Source organism: Halorientalis pallida, from assembly GCF_049605515.1.
Lineage (GTDB): Archaea > Halobacteriota > Halobacteria > Halobacteriales > Haloarculaceae > Halorientalis > Halorientalis pallida_A.
This window is the reverse complement of record NZ_CP187158.1, coordinates 2385573-2401807: the sequence shown is the minus strand read 5'-3', so window position 1 is coordinate 2401807 and position 16235 is coordinate 2385573. Positions and strand designations below refer to the sequence as shown.

Annotated in this window: 15 protein-coding genes; 6 read left to right on the top strand and 9 right to left on the bottom strand. The window is 69.2% G+C overall.

Annotated elements, in window-relative coordinates; all coding sequences use genetic code 11:
- The first annotated feature begins 17 nt into the window (after positions 1–17).
- Together ACOZ4N_RS13915 and uvrB are read left to right on the top strand one after the other, a co-directional pair.
- On the top strand, positions 18–1328 hold the full coding sequence (locus ACOZ4N_RS13915; RefSeq protein WP_424016967.1) for an MFS transporter: 1311 nt from the start codon (positions 18–20) through the stop codon (positions 1326–1328).
- Positions 1329–1373: 45 nt separating this feature from the next.
- Positions 1374–3434 carry an excinuclease ABC subunit UvrB gene (gene uvrB, locus ACOZ4N_RS13910; protein WP_424016966.1) on the top strand — a complete coding sequence of 687 codons (2061 nt, stop codon included), beginning with the start codon at positions 1374–1376 and terminating at the stop codon, positions 3432–3434.
- Between the two features lie 81 nt (positions 3435–3515).
- Here the strand turns inward: uvrB and ACOZ4N_RS13905 are convergent, their stop codons facing one another.
- Positions 3516–3701: a hypothetical protein gene (locus ACOZ4N_RS13905; protein ID WP_424016965.1), complete on the bottom strand. Its 186-nt coding sequence runs from the start codon at positions 3699–3701 to the stop codon at positions 3516–3518.
- 217 nt (positions 3702–3918) lie between these two features.
- Between ACOZ4N_RS13905 and ACOZ4N_RS13900 the strand changes: the two genes are divergently transcribed.
- Together ACOZ4N_RS13900 and ACOZ4N_RS13895 are read left to right on the top strand one after the other, a co-directional pair.
- Positions 3919–5007 (top strand): sulfite exporter TauE/SafE family protein, encoded by a 1089-nt coding sequence (locus ACOZ4N_RS13900; RefSeq protein WP_424016964.1) that lies wholly within the window; start codon positions 3919–3921, stop codon positions 5005–5007.
- A gap of 6 nt (positions 5008–5013) precedes the next feature.
- Complete coding sequence (locus ACOZ4N_RS13895) at positions 5014–5451, top strand: universal stress protein (RefSeq protein WP_424016963.1); 438 nt, start codon at positions 5014–5016, stop codon at positions 5449–5451.
- 2 nt (positions 5452–5453) lie between these two features.
- Here the strand turns inward: ACOZ4N_RS13895 and ACOZ4N_RS13890 are convergent, their stop codons facing one another.
- From ACOZ4N_RS13890 to ACOZ4N_RS13870, 5 genes are all read right to left on the bottom strand, one after another.
- On the bottom strand, positions 5454–6257 hold the full coding sequence (locus tag ACOZ4N_RS13890; RefSeq protein WP_424016962.1) for an MOSC domain-containing protein: 804 nt from the start codon (positions 6255–6257) through the stop codon (positions 5454–5456).
- Positions 6258–6343: 86 nt separating this feature from the next.
- Positions 6344–7354 carry an SPFH domain-containing protein gene (locus ACOZ4N_RS13885; protein WP_424019957.1) on the bottom strand — a complete coding sequence of 337 codons (1011 nt, stop codon included), beginning with the start codon at positions 7352–7354 and terminating at the stop codon, positions 6344–6346.
- A gap of 282 nt (positions 7355–7636) precedes the next feature.
- The gene (locus ACOZ4N_RS13880) at positions 7637–9340 is read right to left on the bottom strand and encodes a hypothetical protein (RefSeq protein WP_424016961.1); all 1704 of its coding nucleotides are present in this window, start codon (positions 9338–9340) and stop codon (positions 7637–7639) included.
- A 295-nt stretch (positions 9341–9635) separates the two neighbouring features.
- Positions 9636–11393, bottom strand: a complete 1758-nt coding sequence (locus ACOZ4N_RS13875; RefSeq protein WP_424016960.1) for an excinuclease ABC subunit C — start codon at positions 11391–11393, stop codon at positions 9636–9638.
- Positions 11394–11427: 34 nt separating this feature from the next.
- Positions 11428–12363, bottom strand: a complete 936-nt coding sequence (locus tag ACOZ4N_RS13870; RefSeq protein ID WP_424016959.1) for a hypothetical protein — start codon at positions 12361–12363, stop codon at positions 11428–11430.
- A gap of 80 nt (positions 12364–12443) precedes the next feature.
- Between ACOZ4N_RS13870 and ACOZ4N_RS13865 the strand changes: the two genes are divergently transcribed.
- Together ACOZ4N_RS13865 and ACOZ4N_RS13860 are read left to right on the top strand one after the other, a co-directional pair.
- Positions 12444–12710, top strand: coding sequence for a hypothetical protein (locus tag ACOZ4N_RS13865; RefSeq protein ID WP_424016958.1), 267 nt, complete (start codon positions 12444–12446; stop codon positions 12708–12710).
- Positions 12710–12973, top strand: a complete 264-nt coding sequence (locus ACOZ4N_RS13860) for a hypothetical protein (protein ID WP_424016957.1) — start codon at positions 12710–12712, stop codon at positions 12971–12973. Before ACOZ4N_RS13865 ends, ACOZ4N_RS13860 begins: the two co-directional genes overlap by 1 nt.
- A 77-nt stretch (positions 12974–13050) precedes the next feature.
- Here the strand turns inward: ACOZ4N_RS13860 and ACOZ4N_RS13855 are convergent, their stop codons facing one another.
- The 3 genes from ACOZ4N_RS13855 to ligA all read right to left on the bottom strand — a co-directional run bounded on the left by ACOZ4N_RS13855 (position 13051) and on the right by ligA (position 16199).
- A complete protein-coding gene (locus tag ACOZ4N_RS13855; RefSeq protein ID WP_424016956.1) occupies positions 13051–13413 on the bottom strand; it encodes a hypothetical protein in 363 nt (120 codons plus the stop codon).
- An 82-nt stretch (positions 13414–13495) separates the two neighbouring features.
- The gene (locus ACOZ4N_RS13850) at positions 13496–14083 is read right to left on the bottom strand and encodes a hypothetical protein (RefSeq protein WP_424016955.1); all 588 of its coding nucleotides are present in this window, start codon (positions 14081–14083) and stop codon (positions 13496–13498) included.
- A gap of 37 nt (positions 14084–14120) precedes the next feature.
- Positions 14121–16199 carry an NAD-dependent DNA ligase LigA gene (ligA, locus tag ACOZ4N_RS13845; protein WP_424016954.1) on the bottom strand — a complete coding sequence of 693 codons (2079 nt, stop codon included), beginning with the start codon at positions 16197–16199 and terminating at the stop codon, positions 14121–14123.
- Between the last annotated feature and the right edge of the window lie 36 nt (positions 16200–16235).

The window sequence follows — 16235 nt, the reverse complement described above, 5'->3', positions numbered from 1 at the left end:
TGTCGGTGGCTCCAGTGATGGGCGTCTGGTCTGATCCCGTTCGACGGCGCTGGATCGTGTGGACGGCACTGGCGACGGCGTTCCTCCTGGTGAACGTCCACCGGCTCTCGACGGCGGTCCTCTCGGCCGACCTCATGCGAGCGTTCGACACCACCGGGACCGCCCTCGGAACCCTCCACTCGGCGTTTTTCTACGTCTACGCGCCGATGCAGGTGATCGCGGGCGTCCTCGCCGACCGGCTGGGCATCCGCCGGACCGCGACCGCCGGCACCGTCGTGATGAGCGTCGGCGGCCTCGCCTTCGGCCTCGCGGACTCCTACGCCGTCGCCTTCCTCGCGCGCCTCTGTATCGGACTCGGCGGGAGCGTCGTCTTCATCGCCATCCTGCGGTTCTGTGCCAACTGGTTCCGCCCCGGCGAGTTCGCCACCATGAACGGCCTCACCGTCGGCGTCGCCGGTCTCGGCGGCATCCTCGCGACGACGCCGCTGGCCGTGACCGTCGCCGCGCTGGGCGTCCGGACCACCCTGCTGGGTATCGGTCTCGTCGGCCTGCTGATCGCCACCCTCGTCTGGGTGCTGGCCCGGGACACCCCCGAGGACGCCGGCCTCCGGTCGCTGGACAACGTCCCGTCCGCGCCGACGCTCTCGCTCCGCCAGGTCGGCCGGAACGTCCGGGCCGTCTTCGGCCAGCGCGAGACCTGGCTGGCCGGCCTCGCCCTCTTTACCTCGACGGGCATCAACATCACCGTCCTCGGCCTCTGGGGTGTCCCCTACGTCTCGCAGGTGTACGAAGTGTCGATCACGACCGCCTCCACGCTGACCCTGCTGGGCAGCGTCGGCCTGCTCGTCGGCCCGCCCGTCGTCGGCCGCATCTCCGACGGTCTGGGGCGGCGCACGGGCCTGATGATCGTCGGCGCGGGCCTGTACACCGCGACGTTCGCGACCCTCTCGCTGGTCGGCAAACCCCCGTTTCTGGTCGTCGGGCTCCTCTTTTTCACGGTGAGTTTCCTCGCCGGCTCGTACGCGCTGGGCTACACCGTCGTCAAGAACCGCCACGGCGCGGGTGCCTCCGGCGTCGCGACGGGGGCGGTCAACGCCGTCGCCTTCGCCGGTGCCGCCGTCTTCCCGACCGTGATGGGCGCGATCCTGGACGCCTACTGGACCGGCGAGACCCTCGCCGGCGCGCGCGTGTACACCATGTTCGGCTACCGGGTCATGTTCGGCCTCGCCGCCGCGGGCGGCCTCGTCTCCCTGCTCTGTGTGAGCTACCTCCACCTCCGCACTGGCGGGGCGGGGACGGGAGCCGAGGGCGGGGCCGTGGAGGGGTGACCGGGAGCGAGCCACCCAAGTCCTTCCAGCCCTACCACTCCGACAATGAGCGACACCTCCGGGAGCCCTCTCTCGCCCGACCGTCCGGACGTGGACCGCGAGTTCCGCGTCGACGCGCCGTTCGACCCCGCGGGTGACCAGCCCGAGGCCATCGAGCAACTGGCCGACGGCTTCCGGCAGGGCATGGACACGCAGACCCTGCTGGGCGTCACCGGCTCGGGCAAAACAAACACGGTCTCGTGGGTGATCGAGGAGATCCAGAAACCCACGCTGGTGATCGCCCACAACAAGACGCTCGCGGCCCAGCTGTACGAGGAGTTCCGGGAACTGTTCCCCGACAACGCCGTCGAGTACTTCGTCAGCTACTACGACTACTACCAGCCCGAGGCCTACGTCGAGCAGACGGACACCTTCATCGACAAGGACGCCTCGATCAACGACGAGATCGACCGCCTGCGCCACTCCGCCACCCGCTCGCTTTTGACGCGGGACGACGTGATCGTCGTCGCCTCCGTCTCGGCCATCTACGGCCTCGGTGACCCGCGCAACTACGTCGACATGTCCCTCGAACTCCGGCAGGGCCAGGAGATCGAACGCGACGAGTTGCTGGGCCGGCTGGTCGATCTGAACTACGAACGCAACGACGTGGACTTCACGCAGGGCACCTTCCGCGTGCGTGGCGACACCCTCGAAATATACCCGATGTACGGTCGCTACGCCGTCCGCGTCGAGTTCTGGGGTGACGAGATCGACAGGCTGGTCAAGATCGACCCGCTCGAAGGCGAAGTCAAGAGCCGCGAGCCCGCCGTCTTGCTCCACCCCGCAGAGCACTACTCCATCCCCGAACAGCGCCTGGAGGAGGCCATCGCGGAGATCGAGGAGCTGATGGACCAGCGCGTGCGCTACTTCGAGCGCAACGGCGACGCCGTCGCCGCCCAGCGCATCGAGGAACGCACCACCTTCGATCTGGAGATGCTGCGAGAGACCGGCTACTGCTCGGGCATCGAGAACTACTCCGTCCACCTCTCGGACCGCGAGTCCGGGGAAGCGCCCTACACCCTGCTGGATTACTTCCCCGACGACTTCCTGACCGTGATCGACGAGTCCCACCAGACCGTCCCCCAGATCCGCGGGCAGTACGAAGGGGACAAGAGCCGGAAGGAGAGCCTGGTCGAGAACGGCTTCCGCTTGCCGACCGCCTTCGACAACCGCCCGCTGACCTTCGCGGAGTTCACCGAGAAGACCGGGCAGACGCTGTTCGTGAGCGCGACGCCGGGCGACTACGAGCGCGAGGAGAGCCAGCAGGTCGTCGAACAGATCGTCCGGCCCACCCACCTCGTCGACCCCGCCGTCGAGGTCGCCGACGCGACGGGGCAGGTCGACGACCTCATGGACCGGATCGACGAGCGCGTCGCACGCGACGAACGGGTTCTGGTGACGACGCTCACCAAGCGCATGGCCGAGGACCTCACCGAGTACCTCGAAGAAGCCGGCGTCGACGTGGCCTACATGCACGACGAGACCGACACGCTCGAACGCCACGAGCTGATCCGCTCCCTCCGCCTCGGCGAGATCGACGTACTCGTCGGCATCAACCTGCTCCGGGAGGGGCTGGACATCCCGGAGGTCTCGCTGGTCGCCATCCTCGACGCCGACCAGGAGGGCTTTCTCAGGAGCGAGACGACGCTCGTCCAGACGATGGGGCGGGCCGCGCGCAACGTCAACGGCGAGGTGGTGCTGTACGCCGACGAGGTGAGTTCGGCCATGGAGTCGGCCATCGAGGAGACCAACCGTCGCCGCGAGATTCAGCAGGAGTACAACGAGAAACACGGCTTCGAGCCGACGACCATCGACAAGCCCGTCGGCGAGACGAATCTCCCCGGTGCGAAGACCGACACCGGCGGCGTCTCCGGGATGGACCCCAGCGACGAGAGCGAGGCCGAGCAGTTGATCGCCGACCTGCAGGAACGGATGGAAGAAGCCGCCGACAACCTGGAGTTCGAACTGGCGGCGGACATCCGCGACCGCATCCGCGAACTCAGACAGGAGTACGAGCTACAGGGCGAGGAGGACGGGGTCGTCCCGGAGCCGGCCGAGGAGTTCTGAGGCCGGCGGGTGCCGGGGACGGAGTAGCGACTCACGGACGAACGAACGGGAAAAACCGCAAACTGCGACTGCGCCGTGTGGTTATCTCCGAGCCTCGACCCGCATCTCGACGTAGCGGCGCGACCACTCCCGGCTGAACCGCGCCAGCTTTCCGCGGAGCCCGGTCGCCGGGGGCTCCGCTGTCGGGGGGAGAGACTCCGAGTCCATGCGGCGCTGCTCGTTCGCGGACTGCTCGGCCTCCTCCAGAAGTCCCTCCTTAAGGCTCATTACACACGTTAGTTTATTCGGGTCTGTAATAAATATTCGGGGACCTAGGCCATCGGTGGACGTGTCGGCAGTCGTTGCCGCAAATGGTGGCAACGAAATTAACGGTTCGGCACTGTCGCCGGAAGAATTGCCGGTTGTGTCCGGTTCTCGTGGCTCACTGTCCGAGCAAACGACAAGGCCTTTGTAAGGCAATTCCCAAACCGGGAGTCAAGACTCAATGACCGCGCCGACAGCCTCCAGCAGGCTCCAGAAGACGTTCCTGAGGTACCAGCATATCTTCGTGTTCACCGCCCCAGTAGTCTTCGTGGCCGCTGTGCTTCTGTTCGCGCCGACAGAGGGGAGTGGAACGAGCTACTGGCTGGAGTACTGGTGGCTGTTCCCCTTCTTCCTGCTGGGTGCGACCATCGTGAACACGGTCGGAATCAGCGGATCGGCCCTGTTCGTGCCGTTTTTCATCTTCATCTTCCCGCTGTTGGCGTATCCGATCGGTCCCGAAACGCTCGTGAAGGTCGGGCTGATCAGCGAGTCGTTCGGCCTGTCCAGTTCGGCCATCGCGTTCATCCGGTACGGGCTCGTCGACCGTCGACTGGCGCTCACACTCGTCGGCGGCAGCGTCCCGTTCGTCATCGGCGGCGCACTCCTGTCGTTTTTCATCCCGGAGTGGCTCTTCCACGCGGCGCTGGGGGCCGCGCTCATGACGGCCGCGTACCTCATGTTCAAGGCCGATCTGGCCCACGAGGAACCGGCCGACGACGACGCGGAGACGGAGGTGACCGCCGACGGCGGCCCCGAGCGGGACCTCCCCGACGACGCCGGGAAACTCGGGCCCGCCGGCGTCGAGGCGGCCGACGACGGGCAGATCACGCGAGTCGACACGCAGGGTGACACCTACGAGTACTCCTGGTCGGGCTATCTCGAACGCTTCGCCAACTACAGCGTCGGCGGAACCTTCCAGGGACTGGCCGGGTTCGGCATCGGCGAACTCGGTATCATCTCCCAGCTCCGGACGAACGTCCCGACGCGGGTGGCCATCGGCACCAACCACATCGTCGTCGCTACCACGGCGATCCTCGCGTCCATCGTCCACGTGTTCGCCGGGAGCGTCATCCCCGGCATCCACGCGCTGAGCATCGCGTCGACGCCCTGGAACATGGTCGTGTTCACCGTCCCCGCGACCGTCACGGGCGGTCAGATCGCGCCCTACGTCTCCAGCGCGCTCGACACGGAGACGATCCAGACCGGGGTCGGCGTCCTGTTTACCCTCATCTCGATTGCACTGTTCCTGATGGCCAGCGGGGGCTTCTGATCCACGATGTACCAGCACATCCTCCTCCCGACCGACGGCAGCGAGGGGTTCGCCGCGGCCGCCGACCACGCCGCAGCCGTCGCCGAGCGGTTCGACGCCACGGTCCACGTCCTCTCGGTCGCCGACACGCGCAACCGCTTCGAGAGCCCCAGTAGCGGGCTCTCCTCGCAAGCCTGGGACGAGGCCGAACACGAACGCGCCGAGGCCGCCGTCGAGGACGCCGTCGCCGCCCTACCCGATGGCGTGGCCGTGGAGACACACGTCGTCGAGGGCGTCCCGAAAACGGCGATCCTCGACGCTGTCGACGATATCGGGGTCGACCTCGTGATCATGGGCACCCACGGCCGCACCGGTATCGACCACTACCTCATCGGCAGCGTCGCCGAGAAAGTCGTCCGCAAATCCCCGGTCCCCGTGATGACCGTCCGACTCGACGAGTACTGACCTCAGCGTTCGGACGACTGCACGTCCCCGACCGTCACCTCGTCGCCCACCGCGATCTCGGTGCCCCACGACTCCTCGGGCACCACCGTGTTCAGCATGAGCCGGTAGGGGTGGTCGAACCGATCCGAGGGCGTCCACTCCGGGAGGGTCGCCTCCCGGCGTTCGATGAACCGCTCGCGGAAATCCTCGATGGCCTCGCCCGTGTCGGGGTCCCGCGTCGGGACGACACACCGCTGACACGGGTTGACGCCGTGGAAACGACAGTTCCCGACGGTGAACGCCACCACCTCGCCGCGGTCGGCGAACAGCCGATCCTCCCAGAACGGTTCCGGACTGCCGATCTCGATATTGGCCCGCAACCGCCGCCGGACGTTCTCGGGCGGGAGGTCGAACCAGTCCGCGACCGCCCGCACAGTGCCGGTGCTGATCACCGTCGGCCCGTGTAACTCCTCGTCGTCGGGATAGCCGCCCGCGTCGTCGCGCTCGACGGTGACGGGTTCGTCGAAGAAGTCGGTGAGCCACTCGCCACAGGCCGCCCGTCCCGACTCGTCCCCGAGGGCGAAGGTGTGGCGCGCGTCGCCGTCGTACCGGCCGACCGTCAGTTCGTGAGTCGCGGGATCGAACGACGACTGGAGCCGGTGGATTCGCGCGGTGGCCTTCCCGTTGACGTACTCGCCGTCGGCGTCGAAGATCGCGTACTCGCGGTCGAGTTCGAGCGCGCCCCGCCGGCCGACGGTGGCGCTGTCGAGCGCCAGTCCGTCCAGCGATTTGACGGGGAAGACCGTGATCCGGGAGAGTGTGGACATCCTGCCGCACGGTTCGTCGGCCCCCCGCTCAATAGTTGTGATCCCGAACGTGCGACGGCGGCCGGCGCGAATCGGTGGACGTTCGGTCAGTCGTCACCGTCGGCGGCCGCGTCGGCAGTCCCACTCTCGGTAGCCCCGGTCGGCCGTTCGACGTTCGTATCGAGTTCCTCCAGCGTCGCCGCGATGTCGTCGAGGCCGAGCATCTCCCGGGTCTCGGCGTCGAAGTCCAGACTCTCCAGGCTCCCCTCGCCGCCGGTCTGCACGTCGCTGCCGGTGAGGTGCTTGCCGTAGCGGCCGACCAGCGAGGAGAGTTCCTGGGGCAGGACGAAGGTCGTCGACTCGCCCTGGCCGATGCTCGACAGCGTCTCCATCCCCCTGTCGACGATGGCGCGCTCGCCCATCGACTCGGCGGATCGCGCGCGCAACACCGTGGAGACGGCGTCGCCCTGGGCTTCGAGGATCTGGCTCTGCTTTTCGCCCTGGGCGCGGATGATGTCGGACTGTTTGTCTCCCTGGGCGCGCTCGATGGCCGACCGGCGCTCGCCCTGGGCTTCGAGGATCATGGCGCGCCGGCGGCGCTCGGCGGCGGTCTGTTGCTCCATCGCGTCCTCCACGTCCGCGGAGGGCTTCACCTCGCGGACCTCGACGGACTCGACGCGGACGCCCCACTCGTCGGTCGGTTCGTCCAGTTCCCGGCGGATGACGGCGTTGATCTCGTTGCGTTTGCTCAGCGTGTCGTCCAGTTCCATGTCGCCCAGCACCGCCCGCAGCGTCGTCTGGGCGAGGTTCGAGACCGCGCGGTCGTAGTCCTCGACTTCGAGGAAGGCCTTCTTGGCGTCCATCACCTTCACGTAGATGACGGCGTCGGCGGTCACCGGCGAGTTGTCGCGAGTGATCGCCTCCTGCTGGGGCACGTCCAGCGTCTGGGTCCGCATGTCGAAGCTGTAGGTCGTCGAGACGAACGGCGGGACGAAGTTGATCCCCGGCTGGAGGGTCCGCCGATAACTCCCCAGCACCGTCAGCACCTGTTTCTCGTAGGCCTGCACGATGACGACCGCGCTGTTGACCGCCACGATAGCGATGGTCAACAGGAGCATCCCGACGAGTTCCGTCCCGCCGATCACGTCGAAGCCGAACAGGACGACCGCAAAGACCGCGAGCGTGGCCGCGAGGCCGCGCGGCGAGGCCGGTGAGCCGCCGCTCGCGGTCGCTCGCCCGAGCTTGTACGCGAGACTCTCCCGACCCCCGTCTGTCATAGCCGTGGCTTCGACGCCCTGCGGTTTAACTGTTGGTGGGCGTACCGATCCACCCGGATCGCGGGTCCATCGCTCGATTATCCACGGACTCGCCGGCCGTCCGTCCCCTGCTCGCCGCCACCGTCAGTCGTCCGCGGGCTCACCCGCGTCGTCGAGTTCCGCGCTCGGCCCGCCCTCGAAGACGAAGCCGGTCTCGGTCTCCTCGTCGGGGACCGAGCCGTCGCTGTCGAGCGTGATCACGTCCTCGTCGGTCTCGTTGTCGAAGACGAACCCGCCGGCGTCCCCCTCGTGGTCGTCGAAGGTGAACGCCGCGCCCGTGCCGGGCGAGTCGTCGGGGTCGAACGCGCTCTCGCCGAACACGTCGTGTGGTTCCGAACTGTTCTCCTCGGCCATCGTCGACCCGGTACCGGTCGGCTGGGGCAACCCGTCGTCGTCCGATCCGGTCCCGCCGTAGCGGCGATAGACGACCGCACCGGTGCCGGCCGCCAGCACGAGGAGCAACGCCGACCCGGCGGCGACCGGGATGCTGTCGCCGCTCCCGTCGCCACCCCCGTCGTCGCCACCCGGATCGGCGGCTGCCGCCACGTCGCCTTCGTCCTGCACGTCGGGGTCGCGGGGTGCGTAATCGTACGGGTCCGGGACGCCGTCGCCGTCCGAATCGGCGAACTGCACGCTGGCGTCGTTCGGTGCGTGGTCCCGCGCGTTGACGACACCATCACCGTCCGAGTCGAACACCTCGGACTCGGGGTCGCCCATGGGTGTCGACGAGCCGGCAGCGCTCTCCTCGGACCCGGACGACTGTGCGTCGCCGCCGCTCGCCGCGTCCCTCTCGCCCGTCAGTCCGAGTCGCTCGCGAACGTCCGGCGGGAAGCACTCGACGTATTTCTCGGGGACCATCGTCCGGAACTGCGCGGCCGACATCTTCTCGAGCGTCCTGTTCACGTCCTTGCGGACGGTCTCGGCCGGCGGACAGTCCACGCCGCCGTCGGTCGCCGTCGCTGTCTCGGTCCCGGCGTCGCTCTCCGTCGCTGTCGCGGTGTCAGTTGCCGTCGAGTCCGCGGACGCGCTGGCCCCCATGTTCAGGTCGTCTTTCACGTCTGCGGGGAGACAGTCGTCGTACTCGTCGGGGATCTTCTCCCGGACCGTCGCGGCCGACGAGCCCGCGAGCGCCGTCTCGACCGACTCTCGGATCGTCTCGTCCGACGGACAGTCGACGCCGTCCGTACCGTCGCCGGCCGTGCTGTCGGTGCCGTCGGTCGCACTCTCGCTCGCCGACCCGTCGTCCCCGATGTTCAGGTCGTCTTTCACGTCCGCGGGGAGGCAGTCGATCTCCGCGTCGGTGAGTTCCGCCCGCACCTCGGCCCTGGAGTCGTCGGCCAGCGCCGCGTCGACCTCCAGCCGGATCGTCTCCGGCGGCGGACAGTCGCCGGTCGAGTCGGCCTCATCGGACGAATCGGTACCGTCGGATTCGTTCCCGTCGCTCCCCGTGGTCGAGCCGTCCGTCTCGTTCCCGAGATTCAACGTCTCCAGCACGTCCTCGGGGAGACATCTGACGGCCTCGGACGGGATGGTCGACCGGACCTCCTCGATGCTGCGGGTCTCCAGGCCGTCGAACACTTCCTTTCGGAGCGCGTCGGCGGGCGGACACCCGGGGGCGACCGCCTCCGAACCGTTGGTCGTGTTCCAGTCGGTGTCGTTGGACTGCGTGGCGACCGCGGTACCGGCCGGTCCCGCGTTCGAGAGCGCGAGGCCGCCGAGTACGGCCACGGCGAGGAGGACGGCGACGCCGCCGATCACCGGCCAGGGCGTGCCCTCGTCAGGTATCATCACCCGGTCCCCCTCCGGACCGACTCCAGACGTGTCGGCGGCGTCCCCGCCGTGTCCCCCCGGACTGACACGCCCGTTCCTCCCGGCCGGTCCGTCGTCCCGTGGTCTCGTCTCCGAGCGCCGGACCACCCGCGACGCTCGCGCTGTTCACTCCCTCCCCCATGCTCGTGTTCACATCATTCTGCAACGCCTTAGAATTTTCCCACCGGAGAACGAACGAAACGAACCGTGCAGCAGTCCTGAACCGCCACTACCGTCGTGTTAAAATACCATCAGGTTCGTCGTTCGCTCGCGATTACAGTCGCGAGGCGATGGTCTCGGCGGTCTTCTCGCCCACGCCGTCGACCTGCCGGAGCTGGTCGGGGTCGGCCCCCCGGACGTTCTCGACGCTCCCGAACCGTCGGAGGAGTCGCCGGCGGGTCTCGGGGCCGACGCCCGGCACGTCGTCCAGCGCCGTGGACACGTCGTCACGGAGCGACTGGTGGTACTGGACGGCGAAGCGGTGGGCCTCGTCGCGGACGCGCTGACAGAGGTGGAGGTGGGGCGCGTCGTCGTCCCAGTCCAGCGTCCCGGTGGGCGTGACCACCAGTTCTTCTTCCTTGGCCAGCGCGACGGCGGGCCGGTCCCAGCCCGTCTCCGCGAGCGCGTCCCGGGCCGCGCCGAGTTGCCCGTCGCCGCCGTCGATCAGGAGCAGGTCGGGGTCGGGGCGGTCGTCGCGGCCCTCGACGGCGCGCTCGGCCCGCCAGCGAACCAGCGCCCGCATGTTCGCGTAGTCGTCGTTGCGCTCGTCGAGTTTCCGCCGCCGGTAGTCGCCTTTCTCCGGGCTCCCGTCGACGAAGGTGACGTTACTGCCGACGACGGCACTCCCCTGCGCGTGGCTCACGTCGAACCCCTCGATGCGCTCGACGGGCGCGTCCAGCCCCAGCGCCTCGGCCAGCGCCGCCCCCTCGTCGTCCCGGGCACCGGTGCCCCGCCGGGCGTTCTTCAGCGCCAGATCGACCAGCTTGGCCTCCCGGCCCGCGCCGGGCACCCTGAGGTCGACCCCCTCCGCGGCGAGCCAGGCGTCGAGTTCGGGGTCGTCGGGTCGCTCGGACAGCAGGATGGCGTCGGGCAACTCCCGCTCGGCGTAGTACTGCGGGACGAAGGCCGCGAACACCGCGCCGATCCGCGTCTCGCCGCTGTCGCCCTCCGGCGCGGCCAGCGTGTGCCGCTCGCGCTCGACGAGTTGGCCGTCGGCGGCGTGGAGGCGAGCGACCGTCGCCTCGTCGCCCTCGACGGTCGCGCCCAGCACGTCGACGGCCCGCTCGCGGTCGCTCCCCCCCGCGCTGACGGCCTCGCCGCCCTCGCCGTGGAACGCCTCGACGGCCTCCAGCCGATCCCGGAGGTTCGCGGCGCGCTCGAACGCCTCCTCCTGGGCCGCCCGCTCCATCTCCCGTCGGATGGGATCGGCCAGCACGCCCGTTTCGCCCTCGAAGAACCGCCGGACGCTCTCGACGTCCTCGGCGTAGGCCTCCGCGCCGATCTCGCCGGTGCAGGGCGCGGTACAGAGCCCGACCTCGTAGTCGAGACACGGTCGGTCGCGGTTGGCGTACTTGTGATCGGAACACCCCCGCAGGCCGTAGGTCTCCCGCAGCGCCTTGACGACCGTCTCCACGCGGCCCTTGTCCGTGAACGGGCCGTAGACGGTCGCGTCGTCGTCGGGGTCGCGGGTGATCTCGATGCGAGGCACGTCGTGGCCGGTCAACTGGACCAGCGGGTAGGACTTGTCGTCTTTCAGCCGGACGTTGTAGCGGGGCTGGTGGCGCTTGATGAGGTTGGCCTCCAGCAACAGGGCCTGGGTCTCCGTGTCGGTGACGGCCACGTCCAGGTCGGTGGCCCGCTCGACCATCCGGCGGATGCGCTCGCCCCGCGGATCACTGTAGGAGCGCACCCGGTCGCGCAGGTCGACGGCCTTCCCGACGTACAGCACGACCCCCGACTCGTCGAGGAACTGGTAGCTCCCCGGCTCGCGGGGCAGGTCGGCCGCCCGATCACGGACCTCGCTCGGGTCCATCTCGGGGGCCGTACGGGTCCGCGGGGTATGTGGATTACTCTTCGTCGTCGAAGTCGAGAATCTCGTCGGCGACCTCCTCGGCGGGGGCCTCCCGCGCTGACTCGGAGGCCTCCCTGATCTCCTCGGCGGCGTCCGTCGACTCGCCCGTCTCCACCGGGTCCGCCGCGTCGTCCTCGCTCGCCGTGCCGATGGCCGCCGAGACCTCGTCGGGGGACGCCTCCGCGCTCGTCCCGCGGGTCTCGGCGTCCGGGGTCGTGTCGTCCTCGGGCCGGTCGTCGACCGCCGGTTCGGTCGGCTCCTCGGCCGCGTCCGCGTCGTCGCCGGTGAGCGAGTCCACGATCGTCCCGAGCGTTCCGCGGTCGCTCGATTCGGCGGCCTCCGCCAGCGGTTCGCCTGCGGGCGTGCCCGAGAGGTGGCGTCGCAGTCGCGCGACCGCGTCGTCGTCACCGTCCGCGGACGGAACGTGCAGGTCCGCGTCGCCGGCGACTGTGACCTCGACGATCGCCGTCCGGCTCTCGATGTACATCCCGACCGCGCCCAGTGCCGCCGCGAAGCCGAGCAGGCCGCCCACCAGCAGGGCCTCGTCGAGCATCCCCACCGCGTTCGAGATCTGGCCGAGGAGGCCGAGCATACCGCCCATTCCGGTCCGGCCGGCGGCCTGCGGGTCGATCTTGCCGAGGTCGATCAGCGAGTCGAAGTCCACGACGAGACCGACGCCGACGCCGGCCACGCCCGCGATCAGACCCCGGAGCGCGTAGCCGAGCCAGCCGGTCTCGCCGGTGGTCTTGCGGCCGACGCGCTCGACGTTGGGCCGTTCGATGGCCCGGAAGTTCGACCCGTCGCCGTCGGGGGTGAACGCCAGCACGCGCTGGCTGGTGACGACGATCCCGTTCTCGCCGATCGGCACCGTCGTCTCGATCCGTTCGCCGTCCCTGAGGCGACGACTGGCCTGCTCGCTCCACCGCTGCATGCCCTGCCGGTTGTCGGTCGGCACACATGAACCTGACGCGCGATGAGTGGATACAAGCCGACCGGCCCGCAACCCCCGGTATGACCGACGGGACCGAACGGGTCTGGCTCGTCGAGCGCGAGTACAGCGACAAGGGACTGCTCACGCTCGTCTACGCCACGCCCGACGGCGAACGCTACATGCAGAGCAACCGCTCATCGAACATGCTCCAGGGCAGCGGCGTCACCGCCGCCAAGGAGGCCACCGCCGACCAGCTGAAACCGGTCGACGACCCGGACCTCCGGGAGCGCTACGCCAGCGAGGCCGACCGCGTCGCCGAGAACAACGACCCCGACGACGAGATCTGATGTCCGACGATACCGTTCGCGTCTGGCTGGTCGCCCGCGAGTACGAACACGAGGACATGGTGACGCTCGTCTACGCGACGCCGGACGGCCAGCGGGCGGTGTTCCAGCAACGCTCGACGCAGATGCTGTTCGACTCGACCGTCACGGCGGGGCTGGACGTGGAACCGGATCGGCTGGAAGCCGTCGACGACGAGGACCGCGAGCGCTACGCGAACGAGGCCGAGCGGATGGCCGAGCGACACGATCCCGACGACGAGGTGTGAGCCGGATGGCCCGACCGCAGGGAGGGGCAATCGAACGAGAGAGCGGCGACGGAGGGGCCGAGCCGTCTCGGACAGACTCAGGCGCTCGCTTCGTCGTCGCTCTGGTTCGCCGCCGTCCCGCCCTGTCGGCGCTTGATGACGTAGTACGCGAGCGCCGCGAGGCCGACGAAGACCGCGGTGATCCCGTCGACGCCGCCGCTGGCGAGATAGCTCTCGATGCCGGTCCCGAGGCCGACGGCGACGAGCAAGAGACCGACCGCGAGGATCCACGCCCGGCTGTCCTCGGCGGCTTCCGCGTAGGCCCCTTCCTCGATCAGCCGCATCTCCTTGCGGTGGTCCATGTAGGCGATGGCGAGGACGAGCGCCAGACCGAGGCCGACCACGGCGATTACGAACGCGAACGCGAGCAACCCCTCGAAGCCGCCGAGTTGGAGGAACATACGTTTCACTACGACGCGCCGGGACATAAACCCGACAGCGACCCGGGGTATCCCGGGTCACGGTTCGGAGCCGCCGCCGCTCTCACCCGACGTACTCCCGGTGAACCTGCGCCAGGTCGACGTTGTTCGGGAAGAAGTTCAGTGCGGGCGTCACGCCCCAGATCGACGTGGTCACCAGTTCCTCGGCCGACTGGAGTGCCTCGCGCTTGTCGTCGTCCATCCCGTCGAGCGACCCCCACTCCTCGACAGTGACCGGGAACACCAGCGTGCCGCGCCCCCGCCAGTAGGGATCGCGGAGGCCGGCCGGCGTCAGGTAGTGCGGTGACTCGGGCGTCGAGCGCGTCTGGATGATGGCGTGGAAGACGCCGCCCTCCTCGTCGGTCTCGGGCGTTTCCAGCCGCTCCCGGATATCGGGGTCGAGGTCGGGACCCGCCACGTCCGGCGCTTCGTCGGCGACGAGCGTGACGTACGCCTGTTCCTCGCCGTCCTGCTGGAGGCCGTTGTCGATGGCGCGGTCGGCGGCCGGATGGAGGTACGCGTGCCCGCCGGTCAACCGGACCGAGGGCCGGCCGAGCGCGCTGGTCGCACCGAGCGTCAGGAGACTCCCCGCGCCGGCGGCGAGCAGGTCGCGTCTGGAGAGCGAACGGAGGGCGTCGAACCTGGAGGGCATACTCGCGGGTACACGAGCCCCCGAAAAATCACTTGGGCTACAGCACGCCCCGCTCGTCCAGCAGGGCTAGGAACTCCGCCTCGTCGATCTCGGGTACGTCTTCGGCCGCGGCGTCCTCGCGTTTGTTCGTTCCCGGGTTCTCGCCGACGACCAGATAGTCCGTGTTCCCCGAGACGCTGCTGGTGGCCGACCCGCCGTGCTGTTCCACGAGGTCCTGGGCCGCCGAGCGCGTGAACTCGTCCAGCGAGCCGGTGAACACGAACGTCAGGTCCTCCAGTTCGTCGCTCCCCTCTACCTCGACCGGCTGGGGGTCGACGCCCCGCTCGCGCAACTGCTCGATCACCTCGCGGTTGCGCTCGGAGTCGAAAAACTCCCGGATCTCGCGGGCGACGGTCGGCCCCACGTCGGCGACGGACTGGAGTTCGTCGGCGTCGGCACCCAGCACGGCGTCGAGGTCGCCGAACTCCCGGGCCAGTGCCTTCGCGGTGCTGGGGCCGACCTCGGGGACGCCGATGGCCGCCAGGAAGTCCGGGAGGGGCGGTTCGCGGGCCGCCTCGATCTCGGCGAGCAGGTTCTCGGCGCTTTTCTCGCCCCACCCCTCCAGGTCGGCCACCGCCTCGCGGTCGAGGGCGTAGAGGTCGGGCAGGCGCTCGACCAGTCCGGCGTCCATGAGCTGTTCGATGCGTTCGGGGCCCAGCCCCTCGATGTCCAGCCCCGTGCGGCTGGCGTAGTGTTCGATGGCCCGCTCCAGCTGGGCGGGACAGGCCAGCCCGCCGGTGCAGTAGGCCATCGGCCCGTCGCGCTCGACGGCGCTGTCACAGGCCGGACAGTGATCCGGGAACTCGAAGTGGCTCTCGGTGCGGTCCTCGACGACTTCCTCCACGTCGGGGATCACGTCCCCGGCGCGTTTGACCCGCACCGAGTCGTCGACCCCCACGCCCAGCCGCTCGATCTCCTCGGGGTTGTGGAGACTGGCCCGCGAGACCGTCACGCCGGAGACCTCGACCGGGTCGAGCAGAGCGACGGGAGTCAGTCGCCCCGTTCGACCGACCTGGACGACGATGTCGGTGACCCGCGTCACCTCTTTTCGGGCGGGGAACTTGTATGCGAAAGCCCACCGCGGGTGGCGGCTGGTCGCCCCCAGCAGGTCGCGAGCCTCGCGGTCGTCGACCTTGATCACGACGCCGTCGATCTCGTAGGGCAGGTCCTCGCGCCGGTCGAGCATCGCGTCCCGGTAGTCGATGGCGGCCTCGATGTCGTCGACCACCTCGACCTCGTCGGCCACCCGGAGGCCCCACTCCCGGAACGCACGGAGGTCGGCCTGCTGGCTGTCCGTGTGCTCGCTGGCGTCCAGCACGCCGAAAAAGAAGATCGAGAGCGGGCGCTCGGCCGTGATCGAGGGGTCGAGTTGCCGGAGCGTGCCCGCGGCGGCGTTGCGCGGGTTGGCGAACGCGTCCTCGCCGCGCTCGACGCGTTCCTTGTTGTACTCTCGGAATGCGTCCTTGGGCATGTACACCTCGCCCCGCACGGCGAGGAAGTCGGGGTAGTCCCCGCGGAGCCGCTGGGGCACGCTCGGGATGGTCCGGACGTTCTCGGTCACGTCGTCGCCCTCCACGCCGTCGCCGCGGGTCGCCGCCCGTTCGTACTGTCCGTCCTCGTAGACGATCTCGACCGAGAGCCCGTCGAACTTGGGCTCACAGACGTACTGCAGGTCCCCTTCCCAGTCGGCGTCGTCCAGTCCGTCCCGGACGCGCTCGTCGAACGCCCGGACCGCCTCGGCCTCGCCGCTCTGGTCGATCGAGAGCATCTCCGCGACGTGTTCGACCGAATCGAGTTCGTCGACGGGTTCGCCGCCGACGCGTCGGGTCGGGCTGTCCTCGGTCGCGAGGTCGAACTCGGCTTCCAGGTCCTGCAACCGCGAGAACAGGGCGTCGTAGGTCCGGTCGCCGATCACCGGGTCGGTCTCGACGTAGTAGCGGTAGTCGTGATAGCGGATGGCCTCCCGTAGCTCGCTGGCCTGCTCGCGGGCCCGGTCCTCGTCGAGGTCCGCGACTGGCGCGAAGTCGGTGTCCGGGTCCGTGACGTAGGGGTTGTCGGCCGGTGCGTCCGCGTCCATACCGGCCCCTGGATCGGGGCCGTATAGAGTCCCGTG